This is a genomic window from Curtobacterium sp. SL109 (assembly GCF_026672405.1).
In the GTDB taxonomy this organism is placed as follows: domain Bacteria; phylum Actinomycetota; class Actinomycetes; order Actinomycetales; family Microbacteriaceae; genus Curtobacterium.
The window spans coordinates 2,298,743-2,324,968 of the sequence record NZ_JAPPRB010000002.1; the positions used below are offsets into that span (position 1 = coordinate 2,298,743).

24 protein-coding genes are annotated in these 26,226 nt (G+C 71.3%); 10 read left to right on the plus strand and 14 right to left on the minus strand.

Annotated features, from left to right (window positions below; genetic code table 11):
• The first annotated feature begins 38 nt into the window (after window positions 1-38).
• The 5 genes from dut to dxs all read left to right on the plus strand — a co-directional run bounded on the left by dut (window position 39) and on the right by dxs (window position 7,159).
• A complete protein-coding gene (gene dut, locus OVA28_RS12390; RefSeq protein WP_268097167.1) occupies window positions 39-569 on the plus strand; it encodes a dUTP diphosphatase in 531 nt (176 codons plus the stop codon).
• A complete protein-coding gene (locus tag OVA28_RS12395) occupies window positions 566-1,288 on the plus strand; it encodes a DUF3710 domain-containing protein (RefSeq protein WP_194661048.1) in 723 nt (240 codons plus the stop codon). The genes dut and OVA28_RS12395 overlap by 4 nt, the downstream gene beginning before the upstream one ends.
• A 15-nt stretch (window positions 1,289-1,303) precedes the next feature.
• Entirely contained in the window at window positions 1,304-2,134 is an 831-nt protein-coding gene (locus OVA28_RS12400) for a DUF3159 domain-containing protein (RefSeq protein WP_268097168.1), read from the plus strand.
• Between the two features lie 120 nt (window positions 2,135-2,254).
• Window positions 2,255-5,092: an aconitate hydratase gene (locus tag OVA28_RS12405; protein WP_268097169.1), complete on the plus strand. Its 2,838-nt coding sequence runs from the start codon at window positions 2,255-2,257 to the stop codon at window positions 5,090-5,092.
• 132 nt (window positions 5,093-5,224) lie between these two features.
• Window positions 5,225-7,159: a 1-deoxy-D-xylulose-5-phosphate synthase gene (gene dxs, locus OVA28_RS12410; RefSeq protein WP_268097170.1), complete on the plus strand. Its 1,935-nt coding sequence runs from the start codon at window positions 5,225-5,227 to the stop codon at window positions 7,157-7,159.
• Between the two features lie 76 nt (window positions 7,160-7,235).
• Here dxs and OVA28_RS12415 read toward each other — a convergent pair whose 3' ends face one another.
• The 5 genes from OVA28_RS12415 to OVA28_RS12435 all read right to left on the minus strand — a co-directional run bounded on the left by OVA28_RS12415 (window position 7,236) and on the right by OVA28_RS12435 (window position 13,265).
• Entirely contained in the window at window positions 7,236-7,613 is a 378-nt protein-coding gene (locus tag OVA28_RS12415) for a hypothetical protein (protein WP_268097171.1), read from the minus strand.
• A gap of 120 nt (window positions 7,614-7,733) precedes the next feature.
• Window positions 7,734-9,872 carry a 3-hydroxyacyl-CoA dehydrogenase NAD-binding domain-containing protein gene (locus OVA28_RS12420; RefSeq protein WP_268097172.1) on the minus strand — a complete coding sequence of 713 codons (2,139 nt, stop codon included), beginning with the start codon at window positions 9,870-9,872 and terminating at the stop codon, window positions 7,734-7,736.
• Window positions 9,873-9,874: 2 nt separating this feature from the next.
• On the minus strand, window positions 9,875-11,086 hold the full coding sequence (locus OVA28_RS12425; protein ID WP_268097173.1) for a thiolase family protein: 1,212 nt from the start codon (window positions 11,084-11,086) through the stop codon (window positions 9,875-9,877).
• A 132-nt stretch (window positions 11,087-11,218) separates the two neighbouring features.
• Entirely contained in the window at window positions 11,219-12,400 is a 1,182-nt protein-coding gene (locus OVA28_RS12430; RefSeq protein WP_268098203.1) for an HRDC domain-containing protein, read from the minus strand.
• Between the two features lie 268 nt (window positions 12,401-12,668).
• Window positions 12,669-13,265 carry a DUF3000 domain-containing protein gene (locus OVA28_RS12435; RefSeq protein ID WP_194661042.1) on the minus strand — a complete coding sequence of 199 codons (597 nt, stop codon included), beginning with the start codon at window positions 13,263-13,265 and terminating at the stop codon, window positions 12,669-12,671.
• Between the two features lie 23 nt (window positions 13,266-13,288).
• On the opposite strand from OVA28_RS12435, the gene OVA28_RS12440 reads away from it, so the two are divergent.
• Entirely contained in the window at window positions 13,289-14,512 is a 1,224-nt protein-coding gene (locus OVA28_RS12440; RefSeq protein WP_268097174.1) for an alpha/beta hydrolase family protein, read from the plus strand.
• A 78-nt stretch (window positions 14,513-14,590) separates the two neighbouring features.
• Here OVA28_RS12440 and OVA28_RS12445 read toward each other — a convergent pair whose 3' ends face one another.
• Complete coding sequence (locus OVA28_RS12445; RefSeq protein WP_268097175.1) at window positions 14,591-15,040, minus strand: SufE family protein; 450 nt, start codon at window positions 15,038-15,040, stop codon at window positions 14,591-14,593.
• Window positions 15,037-15,951 carry a sulfurtransferase gene (locus OVA28_RS12450; protein WP_268097176.1) on the minus strand — a complete coding sequence of 305 codons (915 nt, stop codon included), beginning with the start codon at window positions 15,949-15,951 and terminating at the stop codon, window positions 15,037-15,039. The genes OVA28_RS12445 and OVA28_RS12450 overlap by 4 nt, the downstream gene beginning before the upstream one ends.
• 130 nt (window positions 15,952-16,081) lie before the next feature.
• Between OVA28_RS12450 and zapE the strand changes: the two genes are divergently transcribed.
• Both zapE and OVA28_RS12460 read left to right on the plus strand, forming a co-directional pair.
• Window positions 16,082-17,092: a cell division protein ZapE gene (zapE, locus tag OVA28_RS12455; protein WP_268097177.1), complete on the plus strand. Its 1,011-nt coding sequence runs from the start codon at window positions 16,082-16,084 to the stop codon at window positions 17,090-17,092.
• Between the two features lie 309 nt (window positions 17,093-17,401).
• A complete protein-coding gene (locus OVA28_RS12460; protein WP_194661038.1) occupies window positions 17,402-18,676 on the plus strand; it encodes an ammonium transporter in 1,275 nt (424 codons plus the stop codon).
• Window positions 18,677-18,967: 291 nt separating this feature from the next.
• Here the strand turns inward: OVA28_RS12460 and OVA28_RS12465 are convergent, their stop codons facing one another.
• Complete coding sequence (locus tag OVA28_RS12465; protein WP_268097178.1) at window positions 18,968-19,939, minus strand: aldo/keto reductase; 972 nt, start codon at window positions 19,937-19,939, stop codon at window positions 18,968-18,970.
• Between the two features lie 76 nt (window positions 19,940-20,015).
• On the opposite strand from OVA28_RS12465, the gene OVA28_RS12470 reads away from it, so the two are divergent.
• Window positions 20,016-20,408, plus strand: a complete 393-nt coding sequence (locus OVA28_RS12470; protein WP_268097179.1) for a ChaB family protein — start codon at window positions 20,016-20,018, stop codon at window positions 20,406-20,408.
• 134 nt (window positions 20,409-20,542) lie between these two features.
• On the opposite strand, the gene OVA28_RS12475 is transcribed toward OVA28_RS12470, so the two are convergent.
• Complete coding sequence (locus OVA28_RS12475) at window positions 20,543-21,427, minus strand: hypothetical protein (protein ID WP_268097180.1); 885 nt, start codon at window positions 21,425-21,427, stop codon at window positions 20,543-20,545.
• Window positions 21,428-21,465: 38 nt separating this feature from the next.
• Here OVA28_RS12475 and OVA28_RS12480 point away from each other — a divergent pair, with 38 nt between their 5' ends.
• Window positions 21,466-22,098 (plus strand): hypothetical protein, encoded by a 633-nt coding sequence (locus OVA28_RS12480; RefSeq protein ID WP_268097181.1) that lies wholly within the window; start codon window positions 21,466-21,468, stop codon window positions 22,096-22,098.
• A 31-nt stretch (window positions 22,099-22,129) separates the two neighbouring features.
• Here OVA28_RS12480 and OVA28_RS12485 read toward each other — a convergent pair whose 3' ends face one another.
• The 5 genes from OVA28_RS12485 to flgK form a co-directional block, all read right to left on the minus strand.
• On the minus strand, window positions 22,130-22,603 hold the full coding sequence (locus OVA28_RS12485; RefSeq protein WP_268097182.1) for a hypothetical protein: 474 nt from the start codon (window positions 22,601-22,603) through the stop codon (window positions 22,130-22,132).
• Between the two features lie 874 nt (window positions 22,604-23,477).
• A complete protein-coding gene (fliW, locus tag OVA28_RS12490; protein WP_268097183.1) occupies window positions 23,478-23,924 on the minus strand; it encodes a flagellar assembly protein FliW in 447 nt (148 codons plus the stop codon).
• Entirely contained in the window at window positions 23,921-24,802 is an 882-nt protein-coding gene (flgL, locus tag OVA28_RS12495) for a flagellar hook-associated protein FlgL (RefSeq protein WP_268097184.1), read from the minus strand. Before flgL ends, fliW begins: the two co-directional genes overlap by 4 nt.
• Window positions 24,803-24,804: 2 nt before the next feature.
• Window positions 24,805-24,918, minus strand: a complete 114-nt coding sequence (locus OVA28_RS12500; protein WP_268097185.1) for a flagellar basal body rod C-terminal domain-containing protein — start codon at window positions 24,916-24,918, stop codon at window positions 24,805-24,807.
• Entirely contained in the window at window positions 24,915-26,225 is a 1,311-nt protein-coding gene (gene flgK, locus OVA28_RS12505; RefSeq protein ID WP_268097186.1) for a flagellar hook-associated protein FlgK, read from the minus strand. The genes OVA28_RS12500 and flgK overlap by 4 nt, the downstream gene beginning before the upstream one ends.
• Window position 26,226: the final 1 nt, after the last annotated feature.

The window sequence follows — 26,226 nt, forward strand, 5'->3', positions numbered from 1 at the left end:
GGTCACGGAACGGTCACGGGCTGCACTACCCTCGTCACGTGACCGAACCTGTCGACGTGCTCTGGACCGGGGAGAACGCTCCCGTCCACGCCCACCCCGGTGACGCCGGCGCCGACCTCGTCTCGACCGAGGCCTTCGTGCTCGCTCCCGGTGAGCGTCGTCTCGTCGGCACGGGCGTCTCGATCGCCCTCCCCGACGGCCACGCGGCCTTCGTGGTCCCACGCAGCGGTCTGGCGGCCAAGCACGGCATCACGATCGTGAACGCCCCCGGCACGGTCGACTCCGGCTACCGCGGGGAGATCAAGGTCGCGCTGCTCAACACCGACCAGGCCGAGCCGTACGAGGTCCACGTGGGCGACCGCATCGCGCAGATGATCGTCATGCCGGTGCCCCCGGTGGTGTTCACCCGCGTTGAGGAGCTCCCCGACAGCGTCCGCGGCCATGGTGGCTTCGGTTCCTCGGGCTACGGTGGCACGAGCGCCGTTCCCGGCGCGCAGACGCACCCCAGCACGAGCGCCGCACCCGGCGCTGAGACAGTCCTGAACCAGACGGAAGGAACGCAGCGATGAGGATCGGCCGACGCAAGCGTGACGAGGTCGAGGTGGCCGCTGCCGTCGCCGACGACGCCGAGGTCGCGGAGACCTCCCCGGAGGTCGACATCGCTGTGGAGGCCGACGCCGGACTCGACGAGGTCGACGCCGTCGCGCCGACCGGCAAGTCCGCTCCCGCTGACCGCGAGGAGTCGGGCCCGCTCGACGAGACCGAGGCCAACCCGGTCCGGCCCTACGTCGACCTGGGCGGCGTGAAGATCCTGCCGCGCGAGGGCCTGCACCTCCGGCTCGAGGTCGAGGAGGGTTCCCAGCGCGTCGTCGCGGTCGGGCTCGACTACGACGACTCCACGCTCCAGGTCCAGCCGTTCGCCGCACCGCGGTCCACCGGACTGTGGCACGAGATCCGCGCGCAGATCGCCGACCAGATCGAGCGTCAGGGCGGCACCGTGACCGAGGTCGACGGCCCGTTCGGTCCCGAGCTCCGCGCCAGCGTCCCGGTCCTGGTCGACGGGGACGGCGGCGTCGCCGGTGCCCGCCCGGCCCGCTTCATCGGCGTCGACGGACCCCGCTGGTTCCTCCGCGGCGTGATCGCCGGCAAGGCCGCCGACTCGCCCGAGGACGCCGAGGAGATCGAAGAGCTCTTCCGCAGCGTCGTCGTGGTGCGGGGCACCACGCCGATGCCGCCGCGCGACCTGATCCCGCTGCACATGCCGAAGTCGACGCAGTCGGCGATCTGACGACCAGGAGGCCCGGTGTCGGACCGTCTCGACCCTGCTGACCCCGAGGGGGTCGCGTCCGCCGACGCGCCTGCTCCGTCCCCGGACGGTCGCCTCGCTGACGACCACCACGCGGACGACCGCTTCGCGGACGAGCGTGGCGAGCCGCTGTCGCTGAACGCGCAGCTGCGCGACGCCGTCCGGAACGCCGGCATCGGCCAGGTGGCACCGGGAGAGGCCCCCTCCGGACGCGCCCTGGTGACCGCCGTCGGTGGCGTCCGCGGCCTCGCCGAGTCGGTGCTGCCGGGCTTCGCGTTCCTCATCGTCTACGCGATCACGAAGGAGCTCGTCCCGAGCGTCGTGATCCCCGTGCTCGTCGGGCTCGTCTTCGTCGTGCTCCGGCTGGTGCAGCGGCAGTCCCTGGCGATGTCGTTCGCGGGCATCCTGGGCGTCGCGATCTCGGCCGGCCTCGCGCTCATCACCGGCAAGGCGGAGAGCAACTTCATCCCCGGGATCGTCATCAACCTGGTGTGCCTCGTCGGGCTCCTCGTGACGCTCGTGATCCGCCGGCCGCTCATCGGGCTCATCGTCGGCCTGCTGCTGCCGCAGGACGAGGACGGCACGGGCACGGACTGGCGTGCCGACCCGGGCAAGCGCCGCGTGCTCACGGTCGCGACCTGGCTCTGGGTGGGGCTGTTCGCGCTCCGGCTGGTCATCGAGATCCCGCTCTACCTGACGGCCCAGATCGAACTGCTCGCCGGCATCAAGCTCATCACGGGCGTCCCGCTCTACGCGGCGCTGCTCTGGGTCACGTGGCTGCTCACCCGCACGGTGTTCAAGCGCGAGCCGGACCAGGCTGCGGTGTAGAGTTCTCTCGACATCAAGACATCTCCGCGGGGGCATCGCACCCGGCGGCAGGGGTCTACCGTGCTGGTGGGACGGCCCACGAGGACGAGGGCACGATCGATCAACTCAGGAGGCGGCACAGTGGCTGCAGTCAACAGCTTCGGCTCGAAGGACACGCTCTCGGTTGGGGGTGTCGACTACGCGATCCACCGGATCGACTCCGTCCCCGGACACGAGAAGCTCCCGTACAGCCTGAAGGTGCTGCTCGAGAACCTCCTCCGCACCGAGGACGGCAAGAACGTCACGGCGGACCAGATCCGGTCGCTCGGCTCCTGGCGTCCCGAGGCGGACCCGGACACCGAGATCCAGTTCTCCCCGGCCCGCGTGGTCATGCAGGACTTCACCGGTGTCCCGTGCATCGTCGACCTCGCCACCATGCGCGAGGCGATGGCCGACATCGGCGGGGACCCGAACAAGATCAACCCGCTGTCGCCGGCCGAGATGGTCATCGACCACTCCGTCATCGCCGACCTGTTCGGCAGCACGGACGCCCTGCAGCGCAACACCGACCTCGAGTACGAGCGCAACGGTGAGCGCTACCAGTTCCTCCGCTGGGGCCAGACGGCGTTCGAGGACTTCAAGGTCGTCCCCCCGGGGACCGGCATCGTGCACCAGGTCAACATCGAGTACCTGGCGAAGGTCACCTACACGCGTGACTTCGACGGCGAGACCTACGCCTACCCGGACACCCTCGTCGGCACCGACTCGCACACGACGATGGTCAACGGCCTCGGCGTGCTCGGCTGGGGCGTCGGCGGGATCGAGGCCGAGGCCGCCATGCTCGGCCAGCCCGTGTCGATGCTCATCCCGAAGGTCGTCGGCTTCAAGCTCTCCGGTGAGATCCCGGCCGGCGTGACCGCGACCGACGTGGTGCTCACCATCACGCAGCAGCTCCGCAAGCACGGCGTCGTCGGCAAGTTCGTCGAGTTCTACGGCGAGGGCGTCAGCGCCGTGCCGCTCGCGAACCGCGCGACCATCGGCAACATGAGCCCCGAGTTCGGCTCGACGGCCGCGATCTTCCCGGTCGACGACGTCACGCTCGACTACCTCCGTCTGACCGGGCGCGACGAGGCCCAGATCGCCCTCGTCGAGGCCTACTCCAAGGAGCAGGGCCTGTGGCACGACGCCTCCGTCGAGCCCGCCTACTCGGAGTACATGGAGCTCGACCTCTCCACGGTCGTCCCGTCCATCTCCGGCCCGAAGCGCCCGCAGGACCGCATCGAGCTGTCCAAGGCGAAGGACCAGTTCGTGGTCGACCTCGCCAACTACGCGAGCATCGACCACACGGAAGAGGACAAGGCCGTCGCGGACACCTTCCCGGCGTCCGACCCGGTCGCCGCCGCCCCCGGTGACGAGCACGCCGTCGACGACCTGCAGGACGCCCCGCCGTCCGAGGTCCCGGCGCACGCCTCCAGCGCCCCCGGCACGGTCTCGAAGCCGACGTCGGTCGCCATCGCGGATGGTGCGCCGTTCACGATCGACCACGGCGCCGTCGCGATCGCCGCGATCACGTCGTGCACCAACACGTCGAACCCGTCGGTCATGATGGCCGCCGGTATCCTCGCCCGGAACGCCGCCAACAAGGGCCTCACCGCCAAGCCGTGGGTGAAGACCACCCTCGCGCCCGGTTCCAAGGTCGTCACGGACTACTACGAGAAGGCCGGTCTCACGACCTACCTCGAGCAGCTCGGCTTCTACACGGTCGGCTACGGCTGCACCACCTGCATCGGCAACTCGGGCCCGCTGCCCGAGGAGATCTCGCAGGCCGTGCAGGACAACGACCTCGCCGTCACCGCGGTGCTCTCGGGCAACCGCAACTTCGAGGGCCGCATCAACCCCGACGTGAAGATGAACTACCTGGCGAGCCCGCCGCTGGTCATCGCGTACGCCCTCGCCGGGTCGATGCACTTCGACTTCGACACCGACGCCCTCGGCCAGGACCAGGACGGCAACGACGTCTACCTGGCGGACATCTGGCCCGACGCGGCCGAGGTCCAGCAGGTCATCGACACGTCCATCGACACCGCGATGTTCACCCACGAGTACGGCTCCGTGTTCGAGGGCGACGACCGCTGGAAGAACCTGCCGACCCCGACGGGCGACACCTTCGAGTGGGACGCCGACTCGACCTACGTGCGGAAGCCCCCGTACTTCGACGGCATGACGATGACCCCGGACGCGGTCTCGGACATCTCCGGTGCCCGCGTGCTGGCGAAGCTCGGCGACTCGGTCACGACCGACCACATCTCGCCGGCCGGTTCGATCAAGGCCGACAGCCCGGCGGGCCGGTACCTCGCCGAGCACGCGGTCGACCGCAAGGACTTCAACTCCTACGGCTCGCGTCGTGGCAACCACGAGGTGATGATCCGCGGCACCTTCGCGAACATCCGCCTGCGCAACCAGCTCCTCGACGGCGTGGAGGGCGGCTACACCCGCGACTTCACCACCGCCGACGGCGACCAGTCGTTCATCTACGACGCCTCGCAGCACTACCAGGAGCAGGGCATCCCGCTCGTCGTGTTCGGCGGCAAGGAGTACGGCTCCGGCTCGTCGCGCGACTGGGCAGCCAAGGGCACGAGCCTCCTCGGCGTGAAGGCCGTCATCACCGAGAGCTTCGAGCGCATCCACCGCTCGAACCTCATCGGCATGGGCGTCGTCCCGCTGCAGTTCCCGGCGGGCGAGACGATCGAGTCCCTCGGGCTCGACGGCACCGAGGTCGTCTCGATCTCCGGGCTGACCGAGCTGAACGAAGGCAGCACGCCGAAGACGGTGCACGTGACCGCCGAGCCGAGCGCGCACTCGCCCGAGGGCAAGCAGACCGTCGAGTTCGACGCCGTGGTCCGCATCGACACCCCCGGTGAGGCCGACTACTACCGCAACGGCGGCATCCTGCAGTACGTGCTCCGGTCGCTCGTCTGAGCGAATCGCGCACGGGTCGCTGACGCGACCAGATGACGGACTGGAGGCCCGTGGCGAACCCGCCACGGGCCTCCAGTCCGATGTCGGTCACCGCGAATAGAGTGGGCCGACAGCCCCACGAAAGGAGCGCCCGTGAGTCTGCTCGCCAGCATCACGTCGCCGCGCGACCTGAAGCGTCTCTCCGACGCCCAGATGACCGACCTGTCGGCCGAGATCCGCAAGTTCCTCGTGGCCGAGGTCGCCAAGACCGGCGGCCACCTCGGACCGAACCTCGGGGTCGTCGAACTGACGCTCGCGATGCACCGGGTCTTCGACTCGCCGCACGACCCGTTCGTGTTCGACACCGGGCACCAGTCCTACGTGCACAAGATCGTGACGGGTCGGCAGGACTTCTCGCACCTGCGCGAGCGCGGCGGGATCGCCGGCTACCCGCAGCGGAGCGAGTCCGAGCACGACATCGTGGAGTCCTCGCACGCGTCGTCGTCGTTGTCCTGGGCGGACGGGATCTCCCGCGCCTTCCGACAGACCGGCCAGTCCGACCGCACCGTGGTGGCCGTCGTCGGGGACGGTGCGCTGACGGGCGGCATGACGTGGGAGGCCCTCAACAACATCTCCGACGACAACGACCGCCGGCTCGTGATCGTCGTGAACGACAACGGGCGGTCCTACGCCCCGACGATCGGTGGCATGGCGCGCTTCCTCAACTCCGTCCGCACTCGCCGTGAGTACCGGGAGCTCTACGAGAAGAGCCAGGCCGCTGCTGCCCGCTTCGGATCACCGGGTCGTGCGGTGTACCGAGGGCTGCGCGGGGGACTGCACGGGTTCCTGTCGCGCGTCACGAACAACGAGTCGCTCTACTCGAACCTCGACATCAAGTACATCGGGCCGGTCAACGGGCACGACCAGCAGGCGATGGAGGCCGCGCTCCGGCAGGCCAAGGAGTACGGCGCGCCCGTGATCGTGCACGCCATCACCGAGAAGGGCCACGGCTTCGAGCCCGCCCTGCGCGACCAGGCCGACCAGTTCCACGCCGTCGGGCACATCGACCCGGAGACGGGCGAGTCGCTCGACACCGCGTCGGGGCCGTCGTGGACGTCCGTCTTCGCGGCCGAGCTCGCCGCGGTCGGCGCTGCGGACCCGCGGGTCGTCGCGATCACGGCCGCCATGCTCCGGCCGACCGGGCTGCACCTGTTCCAGGAGCAGCACCCCGAGCGCGTGTACGACGTCGGCATCGCGGAACAGCACGCCGTCACGTCCGCCGCCGGCCTGGCGTACGGGGGACTGCACCCCGTCGTCGCCCTCTACGCCACGTTCCTCAACCGGGCGTTCGACCAGGTCCTGATGGACGTCGCCCTGCACCGTGCCGGCGTGACGTTCGTGCTCGACCGCGCCGGGGTGACCGGTCCCGACGGCCCGTCGCACCACGGCATGTGGGACCTCGCGCTGCTGCAGGTCGTCCCCGGGATCCGCATCGCCGCCCCGCGTGACGCCGCCACCCTGCGCGAGGAGTTCCGCGAGGCCGTCGCCATCGACGACGCACCCACCGTGCTGCGCTGGTCGAAGGGCCAGGTCGGGCCGGACATCCCCGCGCTGTCCCGGACCTCGGACGGCGTCGACGTGCTGCACGCGTCGGACACGTCAGAGGACGTCCTGTTCGTCGCCGTCGGCTCGATGGTGCCCGTCGCACTCGAAGCCGCCGGGCTGCTCGAGGCCCAGGGCATCGGCGTCACGGTCGTCGACCCGCGGTGGGTCGTGCCGATCCCGACCTCGCTCATCGAGCTGTCCCGCGCACACCGTCTCGTGATCACGATCGAGGACGGCGTCCGCGTGGGCGGTGTGGGCACGCGGCTGCGCCAGGACCTCCGCGCTGCGGGGGTCGACACCGGGGTGAACGAGCTCGGCCTGCCGGACGAGTTCATCGACCACGCCACGCGCTCTCAGATCCTGCAGGACGCCGGGCTGACGGCGCAGGCGATCGCCCGCGATGTCATCGACCAGGTCGTCGGCACGAAGGTGCCCCAGGCGAAGCCGGCGCGGTCGCGGGAGTCCGCAGCCTCAGACCGCTAGCGGGGGGCCAGCTGGACACCGGTGTCCAGGCTGCGCGCCGCGGAAGTACGCGGCGCGGTGCCCGAACACCGGTGTTTCACCTGGTAGGAGGCCGCTCGGGCGCGGCATCGGCATCGGCATCGGCGTCGGGGGAGTGCAGCGCGGCGAGCAGCGCGCGAGCCAACGGGCTGACCACCAGCGTCCGGCCGAGGTCGAGGCCGTCGCGGCCCTCGCGGATGATGTGAACGCGGGACGCCCCCGCGTCGACGCGTTCGAACGTCAGGACGATGTTCTCCGCCCGGAGCGCGAACGACGTCCGTCGTCCGATGACCGCGCCGTCGGCACGGATCTCGATCGCGGCAGCGCCGGGGACGGCCCGGACGGCACGGTCAAGTGCGTCGGGCACGTCGTCGAGGGGGACGGGGACCACGACCGACGGTCCTCCGCTGGTCGTCGGCGCCCACCAGTCCTGCATGTTCAAGACGGTACGCCGCCGGAGCCGGAGTCGGGGCAGCGCAAGACACCGGTGTCCAGGCTTCGCGCCGCGGAAGGACGCGGCGCGGTGCCCGAACACCGGTGTTTTGCAGGGGGGGGGTCAGCGGGAGGCGGGGCCCACGATGCGCGGGGTGTGGAACGCGCCGCCGAAGACGCGCTCGGACGCACCACTCCGGTCGAGGTAGGGGCTGATGCCACCGGCCTGGAACGGGTAGCCCGCGCCGAGGATCAGTCCGAGGTCGATCTCCTCGACGTGCTGGACGACCCCGTCCTCGAGCATGCGGTGCACCTCGTCGGCCAGGGCGTCCTCGAAGCGCTGCTGCATGGTCGCGGCGTCCACCGGTGCGACGTCCTTCTTCGACGGCGCGACGAGCTTCACGGCAGCGGGGTCGTACCCGGTCACCGAGCCCTTCTTGTCGCGCGTCAGGATCGTGCCGTGCTCGGCGATCCGCTTGAGGCCGTCGCCCGGGTAGAAGCGCTCCGGCCAGGCGGCGTGGTGCGAGTCGAGCACGTGCGCGCCGACCGGCAGGCCGACGAGCTCGAGCAGTTCGAACGGCGACATCGGCAGGCCGAGGGGAGCGGCACCCGCTGCCACGGTCTCGAACGAGGTGCCCTCCTCGACGCCGCGCATCGCCTCACCGAGCACCCGCGCGAGGACCCGGTTGACGACGAAGCCCGGCTGGTCCGCCGTGACGATGGCCGTCTTCTTCAGGGTCTTCGCGACGGCGAGCGCGGTGGCGACGGCCTCGTCGGACGTCTGGGACGCCCGCACGACCTCGAGCAGCGGCATGACCGCGACCGGGTTGAAGAAGTGGAAGCCGACCAGACGCTCGGGGTGCTGGAGCACGGAGGCCATCTCGTCGACGGACAGCGACGAGGTGTTCGTCGCGAGGATGGCATCGGGAGCGATGACCTGTTCGATCTTCCGGAACACGTCCTGCTTGACGCTGAGCTCCTCGAAGACGGCCTCGATGACCCAGTCGGCGTCGGCGAAGGCGTCGTAGGACACCGAACCGGTGACGAGCGCGGTGATCCGGTTCGCATCGTCCTGCGAGACGCGGCCCTTGCCGAGCATCTCCTCGACGGACTGGCGGATCCGTGCGACACCGGCGTCGACGCGCTCCTGGGAGACGTCGGTGATGACGACGGGGACACCGAGCCGGCGGGCGAAGAGCAGCGCGAACTGCGACGCCATGAGCCCGGCACCGAGGACGCCGACCTTCGTGATCTTCTTCGCCTCGACGCCCTCGGGAGCACCGACCGGTCGCTTCGCACGCTTCTGCACGAGGTCGAACGCGTACATGGACGCGGCGAACTGGTCACCGGAGAGCAGGTCGGCGAGGGCGTCGTCCTCGCCGGCGAACCGCTCGTCGAGCGACCCGGACTTCGCGGCGGCGACGAGGTCGAGCGCGCGGAACGGGGACTTCGGCACCGAGCCGATCTTCGACGTGACCTGCGAGCGCGCGACCTTGACGACCGTGCCCCACGCGGCCTTCTCGAGCATGCCCGGCTCGTTCTTCCGGACGACCTTGGTGCGACCGGCCACGACGCCGTCCGCCCAGGCGACGGCGGACGGCAGGAACGTCACGGAGGGGATGAGTGCGTCGCCGATGCCGAGGTCGACGGCGGCTGCACCGTCCATCAGGCGGTTGTTCTTGAGCGGGTTCTCGACGATGACGCGGAGCGCCTTCTCGGGGCCGATCAGGCGGGGGAGCAGCGTCGCACCGCCCCAGCCGGGGATGATGCCGAGGAAGACCTCGGGCAGGCCGATGCCCTGTGCGGCGGACGAGAACACCCGGTACGTGCAGTGCAGTGCGACCTCGAGGCCACCGCCGAGCGCGATCCCGTTCACGAACGCGAACGAGGGCACGCCCAGGTCGGAGAACTTGCGGAGGGTGGCGTGGCCGAGGGCGGCCAGGTCGTGGGCGACCTCACGCGAGGGCACCGACGACGCCTGGGAGAGGTCGGCCCCGGCGGCGAAGCAGTACTCCTTGCCCGTGACCGCGACGGCCTGGACCTCGCCCGCCGCCGCCGCAGCGCGCAGGGTGTCGAGCACGTCGGAGAGCTCGCGGAGCGTGCGCGGGCCGAGCGTCGAGGGACGCTTGTAGTCCTTGCCGTTGTCGAGGGTGATGAGTGCGAGTGTGCCGCCGGAGGGCAGCGCGACGTGCTTGACGTAGGAGTGCGTGACGACCTCGTCCTCACTCAGGGTGGTCAGCTGGTCGTTCTCGGCGATGGTCATGGTCAGGCCGCCTTCCGTGCCGCGGACTTGCTGTACGAGGGGTTCTCCCAGATGACGGTGCCGCCCTGGCCGAGCCCGATGCACATCGTGGTGATGCCGTACTTGACGTCGGGACGCTCGGCGAACTGCGCCGCGAGCTGGTTCATCAGGCGGACGCCGCTGGAGGCGAGCGGGTGCCCGACGGCGATCGCGCCGCCCCAGGCGTTCACGTTCGGCGAGTCCTGCGCGATGCCGTAGTTGTCGAGGAACGCGAGCACCTGCACGGCGAAGGCCTCGTTGATCTCGAACAGGCCGATGTCGTCGATCGACAGGCCGGCCTTCGACAGGGCCTTGTCGGTGGCGGGGACCGGGCCGACGCCCATCACCTCGGGCTCGACGCCGGCGAAGGCGAACGAGACCATGCGCATCTTCGTCGGCAGGCCGTGCTCCGCTGCGCCGGCGGACGACGCGAGCAGGCTCATCGTCGCGCCGTCGTTCAGCCCCGCGGCGTTGCCGGCGGTGACCCGTCCGTGGGGCCGGAACGGCGTCTTCAACGCGGCCAGGGCCTCCAGGGTGGTGCCGGGACGCGGCGGCTCGTCGGCCGACACGATGTCCCAGCCCTGACCGGTGTTGACCTCGACCGGGATGACGTCCGGCTGCAGCTTGCCGGCGCCCCAGGCGGCGGCGTAGCGCTGCTGGGACTGCACGGCGAAGGCGTCGGTGCGGTCCTTCGTGATGGCGGGGAAGCGGTCGTGGAGTCGCTCGGCGGTGGCGCCCATGACGAGGGCGTCGCTCGAGACCATGCGCTCCGCGACGAAGCGCGGGTTCGGGTCGGCGTTGAAGCCCATCGGGTGGCGTCCCATGTGCTCGACCCCGCCGGCGATGGCGATGTCCGCGGCACCGAACGCGATGGCTCCCGCGAGCGTCGTGACGCTCGTCATGGCACCGGCGCACATGCGGTCGACGGCGTAGCCGGGGACGGACTTCGGCAGCCCGGCGAGCATGCCCACCGTGCGGCCGAGGGTCAGGCCCTGGTCGCCCTGCTGGGTCGTCGCGGCGACGGCGACGTCGTCGACGGCGGCTCCGTCGAGGGAGCTGTTCCGGTCGAGCAGGCCGCGCATCGCGTGCACCGCGAGGTCGTCGGCGCGGGTCCGCCAGAACACCCCCTTCTCCCCGGCGCGTCCGAACGGTGTCCGCACGCCGTCGACGAACACGACGTCTGATGCCTTTGCCAAGCTGGCCTCCACAGATCCACATCGATCGAGTCAGGGCGCTCGGTCGCGCCCTGACCCTGGCCGGGGCAGACCCCGGCGACGACCCGACGCTATGCCCCGCGGCTGAGGGGCCGCATGTCGGTTGGTCGGTTCCTACGACGAGGCGGGAGTCGCCCCGCCGTCGTCCTGTCCGGCTGCCACAAACGCCTCGGCGATGCGGGCGGCGGTCTCCTCGACCTGCCAGGGGCGCGCGTCGAGGGCCACGAGGGCCGCTCCGACACCCGCGGTCGAGACGTCCGCCGGCGGTTCCCACGCCACCGTCCGGAGGGTGTCCGGGGTGAGGAGGTTCTCCAGCGGGATGTCGAGCTCCTCGGCGCGCGCGGCGACGGCGGCACGTGCCGCCTTGTAGCGGCGGTCGGCCTCGGGGTTGCGGTCGGCCCACGCGCGGGGCGGCGGCAGGGTCGGCTCACCACGGCCGCGGAGCTTCGGCAGGTCCTCGGTGGTGCGCCCTGCCGCGACGGCGGCCCACCAGCGGTCGAGCTCGGACCGGCTGGCACGACCGGTGAAGGCCTTGACCGCCGACAGGTCCTTGCGGGTCTCCGGTGCGGCTGCGGCAGCGGCGACGATGGCCGCGTCCGGGATGGTGCGGCCCGGGGCGATGTCGGTCTCCTGGGCGAAGGCGTCACGGGCCTCCCACAGGGACCGGGCGATCGCGAGGGCGCGCTGCCCGCGGAGCGCGTGCATGCCGGACAGGCGACGCCACGGCTCGGCCTTCGGCGGCTTCGGGGCGCGGTTCAGCACCGCGTTGAACTCCTGCTGCGCGATCTGCGTCTTGCCGGCCTCGTCGAGCTGGGCGGCGAGGGCGTCCCGGAGGTCGGGGAGCAGCTCGACGTCGAGCGACGCGTACACCAGCCACGACTGCGGCAGCGGACGGGTCGACCAGTCGGCGGCCGAGTGCGCCTTCGCGAGCGTGATCCCGAGGAGCTGCTCGACGACGGCACCGAGGCCGACGCGGGGGAACCCGGCGATGCGGGCGCCGAGCTCGGTGTCGAAGATGCGTGTCGGGACGAGGCCGACCTCGCGCAGGCAGGGGAGGTCCTGCGACGCGGCGTGGAACAGCCACTCCTCGTCGACGATCGCGTCCTGCAGCTCGCGGAAGTCCTTGATGGTGATGGGGTCGAACAGGAACGCACCGGCTCCGCGGCGGAACACCTGGATGAGGTAGGCGCGCTGGGAGTAGCGGTAGCCGCTGGCACGCTCGGCGTCGACCGCGACGGGGCCGTGTCCGGCGGCGATGCGCTCGACGGCGGCGAGGTAGTCCTCGCGCGACTCGATGACCTTGACGGCGTCGTGGGTCGCCTCGAAGGACGGGGCGGCGGCGGGGACGTCAGCCGAGGCCGTGGCGGCCGGGGCCGGGGCGTCGGCAGGCCGCGCGTCGACCGGCGTCTGAGCGTCGTCCGAGGAAGGAGCAGGCGCCGCAGCAGGCGCGGCAGCGGACGCCGCCGCAGGCGCGGCAGCGGGCGCCGCCGCAGCGTCGGCCGCCGCCTGCACCGACTCCGGCACGGCGAACGGGTCGATCGGGACGCGGCGGGGAGCAGCGGGGTCAGTCACGGGCGAGCCTCCTGGGGCCGAGGAGCGTCACGCCGTCCGACGACGGCGGGAGTCCTGCGAGCATGGCGACGATCTCCTCCCAGGCCTCGACGTGCGCGACGAGGTCGGTGCCACGCGGCGTCCACGACGCCCGGAGCTCCAGCTGTGCGCCGTCGCCCTGGGCCGCGAGGTCGCCGTAGCCGCGGGAGATGATCTTGGTTGCGGTGCCCGATGCGTGGTCGTACTCGGCCCCGTGGGCCGCGAGGGCGTCCACCAGCCAGCTCCACGTCACGTCGGCGACGAACTCGTCGACGCCGATCTCCGGCTCGAGGGGCGCCTGCGCGAACGTCACGATGCGGAAGGCGCCAGCCCACCCGGCGGGCTCGGACGGGTCGTACAGCGCGATGAACCGGCCGGTGCCGAGGTCGGAGTCGACCCCGTGCTCCACGCCGGACACGTCCGCGGCCAGGGCGATCGAGAACGGCGCGAGACGGGACGGCGACGGGATCTCGGTCACCGTGGTCTCGCTGCGGATCCCACCCGTCGACACGAACGCGCGGAGGCCGGCGAAGGCCTCCGGTTCGGCCGTGGGCTCATGGGTGTCGGACACGAATGCAGACTAGGCTCCGGACCATGTCCCGTTCCGCGCGACCCGCCGTGGAGCCGGCGCAGGGCGCAGCGCGCTCCGCCGGACTCATCGCCCTCAGGACCGGTCTCGCCGCCGCTGCCGTGGGCACCGCCGTCGTCGGGGGCTTCGTGGCCGCGATCGCCCGGATGGTCGTCACGCCGGACCGCAAGCGCACCGAACGGGTCCCGATCATCGAGGTCGACCGCATCCGCGGCACCGTGACCCTCGAGCGCACGCCGGACACCGAGCTGCAGGGCCGATACAGCCTGTGGTTCGGCGGCGGCACCGGCCACATGCGCGTCGGCGACGTCCTCGCCACCACACCCGGCACGGTCACGCGCCGCATCATCGCGATCGACGCCGGCGACCCCACCGACGCCCGCCGCGGCCGGTGGGGCGGCTGGTTCTACCTCACCCCCGGCGAGCTCGACGTCCCGGTCGAGGACGTCGACGTCCCGACGCCGAACGGTCCCGCGCCCGCGTGGGTCGTCCGCGCCGACGACCCCGCCGCCCCGTGGGCGGTCCTGGTGCACGGCCGTGGCGTCACCCGCGCCGAGACCATCCGCGCCGTGCCGGTCTTCCGCGCCGCCGGCTACTCGGTGCTCCTCGCCTCGTGGCGGAACGACGGTGTCGCCCCGAAGAGCGTGGACGGCCGCTACGGCCTCGGCTCCACCGAGTGGGAGGACGTCGACTCCGCCCTCCGCTGGGTCGCCGCCCACGGCGCGACGAGCGTGGTGCTGATGGGCTGGTCGATGGGCGGCGCGGTCGTCCTGCAGACCCTCGTGCGGTCGCCGCTGGCGCACCTGGTCGACGGCGTCGTGCTCGAGTCGGCCGTCGTCGACTGGCACGCGGTGCTGAAGTCCCAGAGCCGGGCGATGCGCCTGCCGCGGGTGGTCAGGAAGGTGGCTCAGCGGGTGCTCCGCACGCCGGTGCTGCACCGCCTGGCCGGGCTCGCGCAGCCCGTCGACCTCCGCGAGCTCGACATGGTCGCCCGCGCCGACGAGCTGACGGTGCCGATCCTGCTGCTGCACAGCGACGACGACGGCTTCGTGCCGTCCTCGGCGTCGTACGCGCTGGCCGCGGCCCGCCCGGACCTGGTCCGGCTCGAGGTCGCGCACGAGGCCCGGCACACCAAGCTCTGGAACCACGACGCCGACTGGTTCGACGCCCGCATCCTCGCGTGGCTGACCGAGGTGGTCCAGCGGGACGGCGCGGCCAGCGCGCGGTAGACACGACCGGACGACGGACGGGAGGCCCGTGGCGACGCCGCCACGGGCCTCCCGTCCGTCACCGGGTCGCCAGCGCGCTCAGGCCAGCGCGCGCACCTGCCGCTGGACGCGCCCGAGCATGCCGACCATGCCGCGGATGCGCAGGGGGCTGACCGCTTCGGACAGCCCGATGGTGAGCGGGTAGTCCGCCGGCACGGCGAGCACCTGGTCGACGGTCAGGCCGGACAGGCCCTGCGCCAGGATGGACGCGAAGCCACGCGTGGTCGGGGACTCGCGCGGGGCGGTGGCGTGCATGCGGACGACGTCGGGGGCGTCGCCGTCCTCGCCGACCGTGACGAGGATGAACACGGGGGACTGGCACTCCTCGACGCGTTCGAGTTCGTCCTCGTGGCCCTGCATGCGCTCCGGCAGCGCGGGCAGCTCGTTCGAGAACTCGAGGAGCAGCTGCAGCCGGTCGGCCTGGGTCAGCGCGAGGAAGTCGTCGCGGGTCTCGGCGAGGACGGCGGGGAGCTCGGTGGTGTCGCTCATCGGGTCGGCAGCGCTCCCGGCTCGGTGCCCTGCACGATCGGGACGCGGACGGCGCTGCCCCACTCGGTCCAGGAGCCGTCGTAGTTGCGGACGTTCTCGTAGCCGAGCAGGTGCTGCAGGACGAACCACGTGTGGCTCGAGCGTTCCCCGATGCGGCAGTAGGCGATGACCTGGTCGGCGTCACCGATGCCGGCGCCCTCGCGGTACACGGCGTCGAGCTCGGCGCGGGACCTGAACGTGCCGTCCGGTGCCGCCGCGGTGGCCCAGGGGATGTTCACGGCGGTGGGGATGTGGCCGCCGCGCAGCGCCCCTTCTTCCGGGTAGTCCGGCGCGGTGATGCGCTGCCCGCTGTACTCGGGGGCGCTGCGGACGTCGATGAGGGGCTCGCCGAGGTGCGCGAGGACGTCCTCCTTGAACGCGCGGACCGGGGCGTCGTCGCGCTCGACGACGGGGTACTCGGCCGGGGTCACGGCGGAGCGGTCGGTCGTGACGGGGCGGTCCTCGGCGATCCACTTCGCGCGGCCGCCGTCGAGCAGGCGGACGTCCTGGTGGCCGAAGAGCGTGAAGACCCAGAGGGCGTAGGCGGCCCACCAGTTGTTCTTGTCGCCGTAGATGACGACGGTGGTGTCGCGGCCGATCCCCTTGCCGCCGACGAGCCGGGCGAAGGCCTCGCCGTCGATGTAGTCGCGCTGTACCGGGTCGTTGAGGTCCGTGTGCCAGTCGATCTTCACGGAACCGGGCACGTGGCCGGTCTCGTAGAGCAGGACGTCCTCGTCGGACTCCACCACCACGAGGTCCGCGGTGCCGACGGCTCCGGCGTCGAGCTGGTCCTGCAGCCACGCGGTCGAGACCAGCCGCTCGGGGTGGGCGTAGTCGCGGAACGTGTCGGACGGGTCGACCGGTGCGGTCATCGGGGGGCCTCCTTGAGCGTGGTGGCGCCGGACTAGGATCGGTGCTCGGCGTCGGGAGCAACGGTACGCGGACGTACTGTCACCCCGGTGCAACGTGACCTCGCACGACACCCTTCCCGGAAGGCACCCATTGCCCCAGCACCTCGTCGACCGTGACCCGCAGGTGTCGCCGCAGCAGATGGCCGCGGCGCTGGTGCCCCCGCCCCAGTTCACGGACGCGTCGTTCGACTCCTACCGTCCGGACGCGGACTACCCGTCGCAGGCCGACGTCCGCGACGCCGTCGCCGCCTTCGTCGCGACCCGCCCGGAGCCGGCGAAGCGCGGGCTGTTCGGGCGCCGGCGCTCCTCGTCGCCGGAGACGCCGACGACGTCCGGGGTCTACCTCGACGGCGGGTTCGGCGTCGGCAAGACCCACCTGCTCGCCGCGGCGTACCACGCGGAGCCCGGCCGCAAGACCTTCGGCACGTTCATCGAGTACACCGCGCTCGTCGGTGCGCTCGGCTTCCAGGGCACGGTGGACCTGCTCCGCGGCACGTCGCTCGTGTGCATCGACGAGTTCGAGCTCGACGACCCGGGCGACACCATGGTGATGACGCGGCTGATCCGGGAGCTCAGCGACTCCGGCACCCGCTTCGCCGCCACGTCGAACACGCCGCCAGGAGCCCTCGGCGAGGGCCGCTTCGCCGCGCAGGACTTCCTCCGCGAGATCCAGGCGATGTCCGACCGGTTCGACACCATGCGCATCGACGGTCTCGACTTCCGTCGACGGGCCGTTGACGAGTCGGCTCGCGTCGTGTCCGACGTCGCCGCCGAACTGCCGGGAGGCCCCGCCCAGGTCACACAGGACGACTTCCGGTCCGTCGTGGCCCACCTGGCATCGGTGCACCCCTCGAAGTACGTCGCGCTCGTGGACGGGCTCGACGCCGTCGGGCTCACCGATGTGGCCGAGTTCCGCGACCAGACCGACGCGCTGCGCTGGGTGGCGCTCGTCGACCGGTTGTACGACGCCCAGGTGCGGATCGTCGCGTCGGGGACGCCGCTCGATGCGGTGTACCCCGAGTCGATGCTCGACGGCGGGTACCGCAAGAAGTACCTGCGTGCCGCGAGCCGCGTCGTCGCGCTGACCCGCGCCCTGGACTGAGCCACCTGCGCGCCGCGCGGCCACGGGGCGGGGTCCGGGGGAGCCTCCAGGCCGGTCCGGTGCCCGTGCTGGCCCGTCCGGTGCCCGTGCTGGCCGGTGCGTTCCCTGCTGGTCCCGTGCGCTTTCCTGCCTGCCGGTAACACGACGTTTACACGGCGGCGCATCGCGTTACACCCGCGAAACACGCTGCGTTCCCCTGCGAAACACCACCTCGCCAGACTCTGTCCTACCCGAGGCGGACACGGTCGGTCCCCGTTGCACAGCAAGCACCGCCGACGTGGAAACCGCACTGCAACCGAGAGGTGAGACATGCTTGATCAGGGCAACACGACGTTCGTGTTGGTGATGGCGGCGCTGGTGTTGTTCATGACACCAGGCCTGGCGTTCTTCTACGGCGGACTGGTGAAGGCCAAGTCCGTCATCAGCATGATGATGATGTCCTTCGGAGCGATCGCGCTCGTGAGCGTCCTCTGGGTGCTCTACGGCTACGCGATCGCGTTCGCCAACACCGGGGACCACACGGCGATCTCCGGCGTGGTCGGGTTCTTCAGCATCGACTGGAACCAGCTCGGCCTCGGCCAGGCGTTCGAGGAGGCCACGGCCTCGAAGATCGACGCCGCCTACCCCTCCATGGCCTTCGTCGGCTTCCAGGCCACGTTCGCGATCATCACGGTCGCGCTCATCTCCGGTGCGATCGCCGACCGTGCCAAGTTCGGCGCGTGGATGATCTTCGCCGGCGTCTGGGTCACGGTCGTCTACTTCCCGGTCGCCTCGTGGGTGTTCAACCTCACCTCCGGGTGGGCTGCCACGTGGGGCGTCATCGACTTCGCCGGTGGCACCGCGGTGCACATCAACGCCGGTGCCGCGGGGCTCGCCCTGGCGATCGTCCTCGGCAAGCGTGTCGGGTTCGCCAAGGGTGCGCACAAGCCGCACAACCCGCCCTTCGTCCTCCTCGGCGCGGCGATCCTGTGGTTCGGCTGGTTCGGCTTCAACGCCGGCTCCGAGGGCGCTGCTGACGGCATCGCCTCCATCGCCTGGGTGAACACGCTCGCCGCCCCCGCCGCCGCGATCCTCGGCTGGCTGCTCATCGAGAAGCTCAAGGACGGCAAGGCCACGTCCGTCGGTGCCGCCTCGGGTGCCGTCACCGGGCTCGTCGCGATCACTCCGGCCTGTGCTGCACTCACCCCGGGCTGGGGCATCGTCCTCGGCTTCCTCGCCGGCATCGTCTGCTGCTTCGCGATCGACTGGAAGTACCGCCTCGGCTTCGATGACTCGCTCGACGTGGTCGGCGTGCACCTGGTCGGCGGCATCTTCGGCACGCTGTTCCTCGGCTTCTTCGCCAACGACACCGGGCTGATCTACTCCGGCTCGTTCGAGCAGCTCGGCAAGCAGGCCGCCGCTGCCGGTGCCGTCGGGGCGTACTCGTTCGTCCTGGCCTTCATCATCGGCTTCGTCATCGAGAAGACGATCGGCTTCCGTGTGAAGACCGAGGACGAGGTCGCCGGCATCGACACCGCGGTCCACGGCGAAGAGGGCTACGTCCTCTACGACGAGGAGGACCGCACGCCGGTCAACGTCCGGTAGGTCTGGATCCCGTTCGACGGCCCCTGCGCTCCGGCGTGGGGGCCGTTGACGTGTGTGGGGCGCAGGCGCATGGTCTGGAGGCGGGTGTCTGGCGCGTGGGTGTTCGCGCGTGGTGCGAGGTTGACCGCTCCGTGCCGGGACACGAGGTCGCACGGGGTGGGGAATCGGGCACGGGCTGAGCGGAGGCGCACGGTGCGCGGTCGGCGCTGCGCGCACCGAGCGTGGGTGGCCACATGGCGGAGGCCCGGTGCGCGTCGGACGCGCACCGGGCCTCCAGGCTGGTTGCTCAGGTCACCAGGCGAAGTCCTCCGGCGACGTCTTGTGGCCGGGGAACAGCTCGTCGAGTCGCGCGAGCGCCGCGTCGTCGAGGCGGATGTCCGTCGCGCGGACGGCCGACTCCCACTGCTCCATCGTGCGCGGGCCCGTGATCGGCGCGGTGACGCCCGGCTGGTGCAGGAGCCAGGCCAGCGCGAGCTCGCCCGGGGTGTGGCCGAGCTCCTTCGCGAAGGCCTCGTACGCCGTCAGCTGGTCGCGGTGGCCCTCGACGTACTCGGCGCTGCGGCCGCTGAGGCGACGCGAGCCCTGCTCGGTCTTCTCGATGATGCCGCCGAGCAGGCCACCCTGCAGCGGGGACCACGGGATCAGGCCGAGGCCGTAGTGACGGGCGGCGGGCAGGACCTCGCGCTCGACGTCGCGGACGACGAGGTTGTAGATCGACTGCTCGCTGACGAGGCCCAGGAAGTTGCGGTGCTTCGCGGCCTCCTGTGCCTGGGTGATGTGCCACCCGGCGAAGTTCGAGGAACCGACGTAGAGCACCTTGCCCTGGGCGACGGCGAGCTCCATGGCCTGCCAGATCTCGTCCCACGGGGTGTCCCGGTCGACGTGGTGCATCTGGAAGAGGTCGATGTGGTCGGTCTGCAGACGACGGAGGCTGGCGTCGAGCGACTGCCGGATGTTGTACGCCGAGAGCTTGCCGCCGTTCGGCCACTCGATCATCTCGCCGTAGACCTTCGTGGCCAGCACGGTCTTCTCGCGACGGCCACCGCCCTTGGCGAACCAGCGGCCGATGATCTCCTCGGTGGCACCCTTGCCCACCGAGCCGCCGTAGCCGTTGGCGGTGTCGAAGAAGTTCACGCCGAGCTCGTGGGCCCGGTCCATGATCGCGTGCGAGTCGTCCTCGCTGGTCTCCGGTCCGAAGTTCATGGTGCCGAGCACTGCTCGTGACACCGACAACCCTGTCCGTCCGAGGTGTGTGTAGTCCATGGGTCTGGTCTACCCGCTGCTCTCCGAGGGCTGCCAGGCCCTGCGAGTACCGGTGATGGAGACCCGAGGAGGACACATGCCAGCGAAGGACGACATCCCGAGCACCCTGCAGCGGTCGCCGGAGCACGCGCAGGAGATCTACGCGAAGACGCTCGACTCGGCGAACGAGACGTACGGCGAGGGGGAGCGGGCGCACCGCACCGCCTTCGCGGCCGTCAAACACGAGTACGAGAAGGTTGGTGACCACTGGGAGGAGAAGGAGTCCCCTGGGCCGTCGGACTCCGGTGCCGCGGGCTCGCGCGGTTCCGGCACGACCGAGGACGGTGTGGACGCCAACGCGTCGAAGGCGCACCTGATGGACGTCGCGAAGCGGCTGGAGATCAGCGGACGGTCCTCGATGAAGAAGGACGAGCTGGTCGAGGCGATCAAGAAGGCCAACGCCCGAGCCACCGCGAAGGCGCGGCGTTGAGGGGGCTCCCGCTGTGCCGGCGCGGTCCGACGACCTTGCCGGCCTTGCCGGCCTTGCCGGCCTTGCCGGCCTGACTTCGGACGGGAGGCGCGTAGCGGTGTCGCCACGGGCCTCCCGTCCGGTCGGTCGAGCGGTCAGAGCGCGGTGTCGGACCGCCGCTGCTGGTCGCCGGCGTCCTCGGCGTCGTCCTGCTTGCCCTTGCGGCGCCAGGGCAGTCCGCGGCCGAGCTGCTTCGGGGCCTTCTGGTCGAGGATCATCGGGAACTGCGTCGGCGGGAGCCCGAAGCCCTCGCGGGAGGCCTGGATCACCTTGCGCCCGAGCGCGTGGTTGCCGATCCCGCCCACCGCCGCTCCGATGCCGAAGGGCAGTGCACGCCCGAGCATCGACGTGCCCTGACGGGCCACGAAGCGCTTGATGAACGAGTCGCGGATCTGCTTGCCGATCCCGCTGACCGCCTGCTTGGGCAGCGACGACGCGACCATCTCGCCCCAGAACGCCGTCCGGACCTGTCCGCCGGCCGCCTGGCCCGCGAGCTGCTTGATGAGCTGTGTGCCCGGCGCGCCGAGGATCATTGCCATGACCAGGGTGCGCGAGCGTTCCGGGTCGTCGAGGGCGATGCCGTGCACCTCGGTCACGGACTGCGCGAACAGTGCCGTGGTCTCGAGGAAGCCGATCGTCTCGGCGCCGCTGAGGCCGAAGCTCGCCACCATGCCGATGCCGGGCACCACCGCACTCGCACCCACGGCAGCGCCGCCTGTCGTCACCGCGGCGAGGTACTGCCGCTCGAGGATCTGGATGATCTCGGCGGGCGACGCGTTCGGGTGCCGACGCCGCACGGCGTTGACGTGTGCGATCACGACAGGGCGCTGGACGTCGATCACACGGTCGAGCATCTTGGCCCGGCCCGTGGTGGTGGTGGGGACGTCGGGCTTGGGGGTGGTCTGGTCGATCGGCGCGGAGGGCAGGGGGATGATCGCCTGGTCCCGCTGGTCCGACCGGTTGTTCTGCTTCGGGGCCATGCCGCAACGCTACGCCGAGCATGTGGAAGGCTCGCTGGATGGCTCCAGAACACGCGCTCGACAGCGTCAGACGTGAGGCCGGGTACCGCACCGTCGCCGAGGTCGCGGCGTTGGCTCCTCGGGTGGCGGTGTTGGACCCGGGCTCGACGCTCGTGGCGGGCGCCGTCGAATTCGGTGACGGCGTCGTGCTGTACCCGGGCATCGTGGTGTCCGCGCGTGGTTCGGGATCGATCACGATCGGGGCCGGGACGGTGCTCGGACCGGGGCCGGTCACCGTGATCGCCGACGGCGGGCGAGTGTCGATCGGGGCCGGAGTCGTCCTCGGGCCAGGTGGCGTGACCATCGTCGCTCGTCGGGGCTCTGCCGTCGAAGTCGCCGACGAAGCACGCCTCCACGGTGGTGCGTTCGTCGAAGGGCCGGCGTCGTTCGGGGCGGGAGCGCAGCTGCTCGGGGCGGTGGCAGTCCGGGACGTGGTGCTCGAGGGCGGTGACGACCACGCAGCGCCGGACCCGGATGCTCGCGGCGGCGTGATCAAGGGCACGGGACGCGTGCACGGCGCCCGGGTTGGTGTCGGAGAGGTCATCGGCGTCGGCGCCGGCGCACGGCCGGACACGTCGGAGCACGTGGTCGACCGGCAACGGGCACACCATCCGGTGGACAGGGCGATCTGAGGGGCCCTCTGCTTCCCGGCACTCGTGTCGGTCATCGGCACGGGATGCCCACGCGGACGAGCGCTGCTCGGACGGTCTCGAGGTCCATCAGGTCGGACCAGCTGAAGCGGACGATGAACCTGACCTCGGGGAACGACCGGAGGAAGTCCTCGCGCCGTTTCTCCTGCCAATGGGCGTCGGCGGTCGTCGACCCGCCGAGCATCGCCGGGTCCTCGTACTTGGCTCGACCGTCGATCTCGACCACGACGCCCTGGTCCGGGAACCAGAAGTCGACCCTGGTCCGCCGTTCGCCGGGATGCGCGAACTCGTGCTGCTGGACCGGGTCGGGTGCTCCCAGCTGGCGGAAGCGCACGCGTCCGATCGACTCCGCTGGTGAGTCGGACAGCGGCGACCCCATCGCGACCGCTCGGTGTGCGCGGGCATGCTCCTTCGGCTCCACGGCGGTCAACTCGTCGTCGAGCATCTCCGGCAGGACGAGTCTGCGGCCGAGTGCTGCGTCGATCATCGGCACTGACGCGATCGCAGGCGCTGTGGCAGCGACATCGACGAGCGTCCGCACGAGCGAGGTGACCGATGCGCCGCAGAAGGTGGTCGACGACGTCGGTTCCAGTCCACCCCAACGACTCGTCTGCTGCACCGTGACGTCCGGGTGTACGAACAGGAGCGTCGTCGAGTCCGGACGCGCCCGTCGGGGGTCCCGGACGTGCAGGCGGCTCGGGGGCGGTTCGACGAACGGCATCCCGTGGATCGCTGCGGCAGTCGCGTGCGAGTAGCTGCGCGGAGGACGTACTGACGGCGCGGACGCTCGGGCCAGGAGGACGTGGTGCTCTTCCGGGAGGAGTTGCTCCAACGCCTCGACCTGGACGAACACGCCAGGCCGCACGACGTGCAATTCCCCGCGACGGGCACGACGTTGCAGGGCCCGCCGCTCGGCGCTCTCATGGTCGGCTGTCCGGATGAGCGGGACGGCCAGGACTCGTTCATGCATGACCCCACGATCGCGTTCACAGAGCAGCCACGAGGCCGCCGGTGGCTCATCTGTGGATGGCGAGCCGAGCCTCCAGGCTGTGGTGGAGCCGCGCGGCGGAATGGGCGACAACGTCGATGTCGTACGACAGCGATCTTGTCGCGGGCTCGCCGGGGAACGTGTGTCGAGCGAGGGCATGCGACACCGTCGATGTCGTACGACAGCGAGCTTGTCGCGGGCTCACTCGAGAACCCGCCGCGCGTGCGCCGAGCGACAAGGTGGAAGTCGTACGACAGCGATGGTGTCGTTTTGAGTCGAGGCGGAGGCGGAGGCAGCCGGACGGCGGGGGCGGCAGCAGCCGAGCGGCGGCAGCCGAGCGGCGGGCAGGAGAGGAGCGCCGGCCCGCCCCGCGCTACCCGCGGACGAGCTCGGCGCGGAGCGGCAGGTCCTGTCCGTCGAGGATGAACTGGGCGCCGACACCGGTGCGGGCATTGACCACCACGGGCGCGAGCAGGTTGACGGTCATGCCCGAACCAGAACCAGAACCAGAACCAGAACCCGAACCGGAACCCGAATCGCCGGAACCGGACCCGGCGTTCGCCACGACGAGCAGCATCGCGTCCGCGGCTGAGTCCAGCCCGATCGACGCGGCCTGCACGTCCGACAGCTCCGGCGCGTAGGACGGCAGGTGCACCGCGGCGTCGAGCAGGAACAGCCGCGGGTCCTCGACCCCGGTGTCGGTGGTGCCCGAGCCGACCAGCGCGAACAGGCCGTCGGTGTGCTCGATGGGGGAGAGCACGAAGGCGGAGAGCGGCTCGAGGCCGAACGGCGCGACGGTGAAGGTGAGGGCGATGTTCATCGGAGGTAGTCCATCAGGGTCGGCTGCAGCACCTTCGCGGTGACGGCGAGTGCTGCCTGGTAGTTGGTCTGCTGGAGCTGGAGGTCGAGGACGGCCTTCGCGAGGTCCTTGTCCTCGACCGACGACCGGCGTGCCTCGAGGTCCACCGAGGAGGACTTCAACGAGGACTGCGCGGTGAGCGCGGACGCGTGCCGCACGCCGACGTCGGCCTGCACACCGCGGACGGTCGTCAGGTGCGCGTCGAGCTCGTTCAGCCGGGGGTTCACGTTCACGCCGTTCTGCAGGTCGGTCACGATGGAGTCGAGCGCGGCGAACACCGACGTGCTGCCGGTGCCGAACACGGCCTGCCCCGAGGTGTCGACGCGGACCGAGGCGCCGTCCCCGATGCGACGGTCGACGGTCGCGGTGGACGATGCCCACCCGGTGGCCGGGTCGAACGCGGTCGCCGCGGTGGTCGAACCGGCGAACACGGAACGCGAGCCGTACTTCGTGTTGGCGGACGCGGCGAGGTCGGCGGACAGGGCGCGGAGCTGCGTCACGACGGCGTCCCGGTCGGTGTCGCTCATGCTGCCGGTGTTGGCGGCCTGGACCGTCAGGTCCCGGGCCTTCGCGAGCACGGAGTACACGTCCCCGAGCGCGCTGTCGGTCGTGGCGAGCCAACCGGCGGCGTCGTCCGCGTTGCGGGTGAACTGCGCGTTCGCGGCCTGCTCCTTGCGCACCTGCATCGCGGACGCGGTGCCGACGGGGTCGTCGGAGGGCTTGCCGATGTTCTTCAGCGTGGTGGCCTGCTCGGTCAGCTGCGCGAGCTTCGCGGCCCCGGCCTGCAGCCGGTTGGTCGCTGCCGCCATGGACATCTGGGTGGTCACACGGGCGATCACGGTCATCCCCTCCCGACGAGGCCGACGCGGTTGATGAGGGTGTCGAGCATCTCGTCGACGGCGGTCAGGACGCGCGCCGCGCCCTGGTACGCGTGCTGGTAGCTCAGCAGGTTCACGTTCTCCTCGTCGAGGTCGACGCCCGCGCTGGACTGCTGCTGGGTCCTGGCGCTGGTGAGCGCGAGGCCGGAGAGCGTGGACTCGGACGTCGCCGACCGGGAGGCCGTGCCCACGCCCGCCACGAACGCGGACCAGGTGCGGTCGGGAGCGTCAGGGCAGCGCCCAGCTGCCCGACGGCGTCCGCGACGGAGCCGTCGTGGTCGCCGGCGGCGTTCCGCGTCGCGAGTCCGCTCGCGTCGGTGGGCAGGACCGTCAGGCCCTGCGCTGCGGGGACACCGGCAGCGAGGGCGAAGAAGTCCGTCCCGGTGGCGCCGCCCGCGGTCGTGCCGGTGCGGTGCACGGCGTTCACCTGCGTGGCGATGGCGGTGGCGGTGGCGTCGTAGGCGGCGGAGGCCTGCGCGAGTGCGCCGCCCGTCCCGCCCTGGTTCGCCGGGGCGAGCAGGGAGAGGTTGCCGGCGATTGAGCCGCCGCCGAGCCCGACGGCCGAGCCGGACCCGGAGGTCCAGGTCAGGGTGAGTGGGGCGCCGTCGCCGAGTCGGGTGCCGCCGCCCAGGGCGATCGACCGGGCGTCGCTGCCCTGCACGAGCGGGTTCCCGCCGATGAGCACGTCGACCGTGCCGTCGGCGTTGGTCCGGGTGGTGCCGCCCGCGAGCGATGCGACCTGCTCGGTGAGCTGGTCGCGCTGGTCGAGCAGCTCGTTGGCGCTGCCGCCGCCCGCCAGGGTGGTGCGGATGCGACCGTTCAGGTCGGCGATCTGCTTCGCCGCGTCGTTGAGCTGCTGGACCTGGCCGACGACCGTCCCGCGGACGCTCGTCCACTGGGCGTCGACGGCCTTCGAGCCACTGGCGAGCGCGGCGACGACGGTGCCGGCAGCGCCGAGGAGTGCGGTCCCGGCGCCGGGGTCCTCGGTGTGCGACGCGAGGTCGCTCCACGACGACCAGAACGCGTCGAGCTTCCCGGACAGTCCGTCGGTGCCGGGCTCGTGCAGCCCCGTCTCGAGCTGGTCGAGGGCGGTGGCCCGGGTGGTGGCGTACGCGGAGGAACCCGCCGCCGCACGGACGCCCGCGTCGAGGGTCATGGAGCCGAGCCGCGCGATCCCGTCGATGGACACGCCCTGGCCGGCGAGGGCAGCGGTGCCGCGCATGAAGCCCGTCTGCGCCGTGGGGACCGACGTCTGCGTGACGCGCTGCCGCGTGTAGCCCGTGGTGTTCACGTTGGCGATGTTCTGCCCGGTGACGTCGATGCCGGCGCGGGCGGCGCTCAGGCCGGAGTACGCGGTCGCGAGGGACCCGAAGGTGCTCACCATG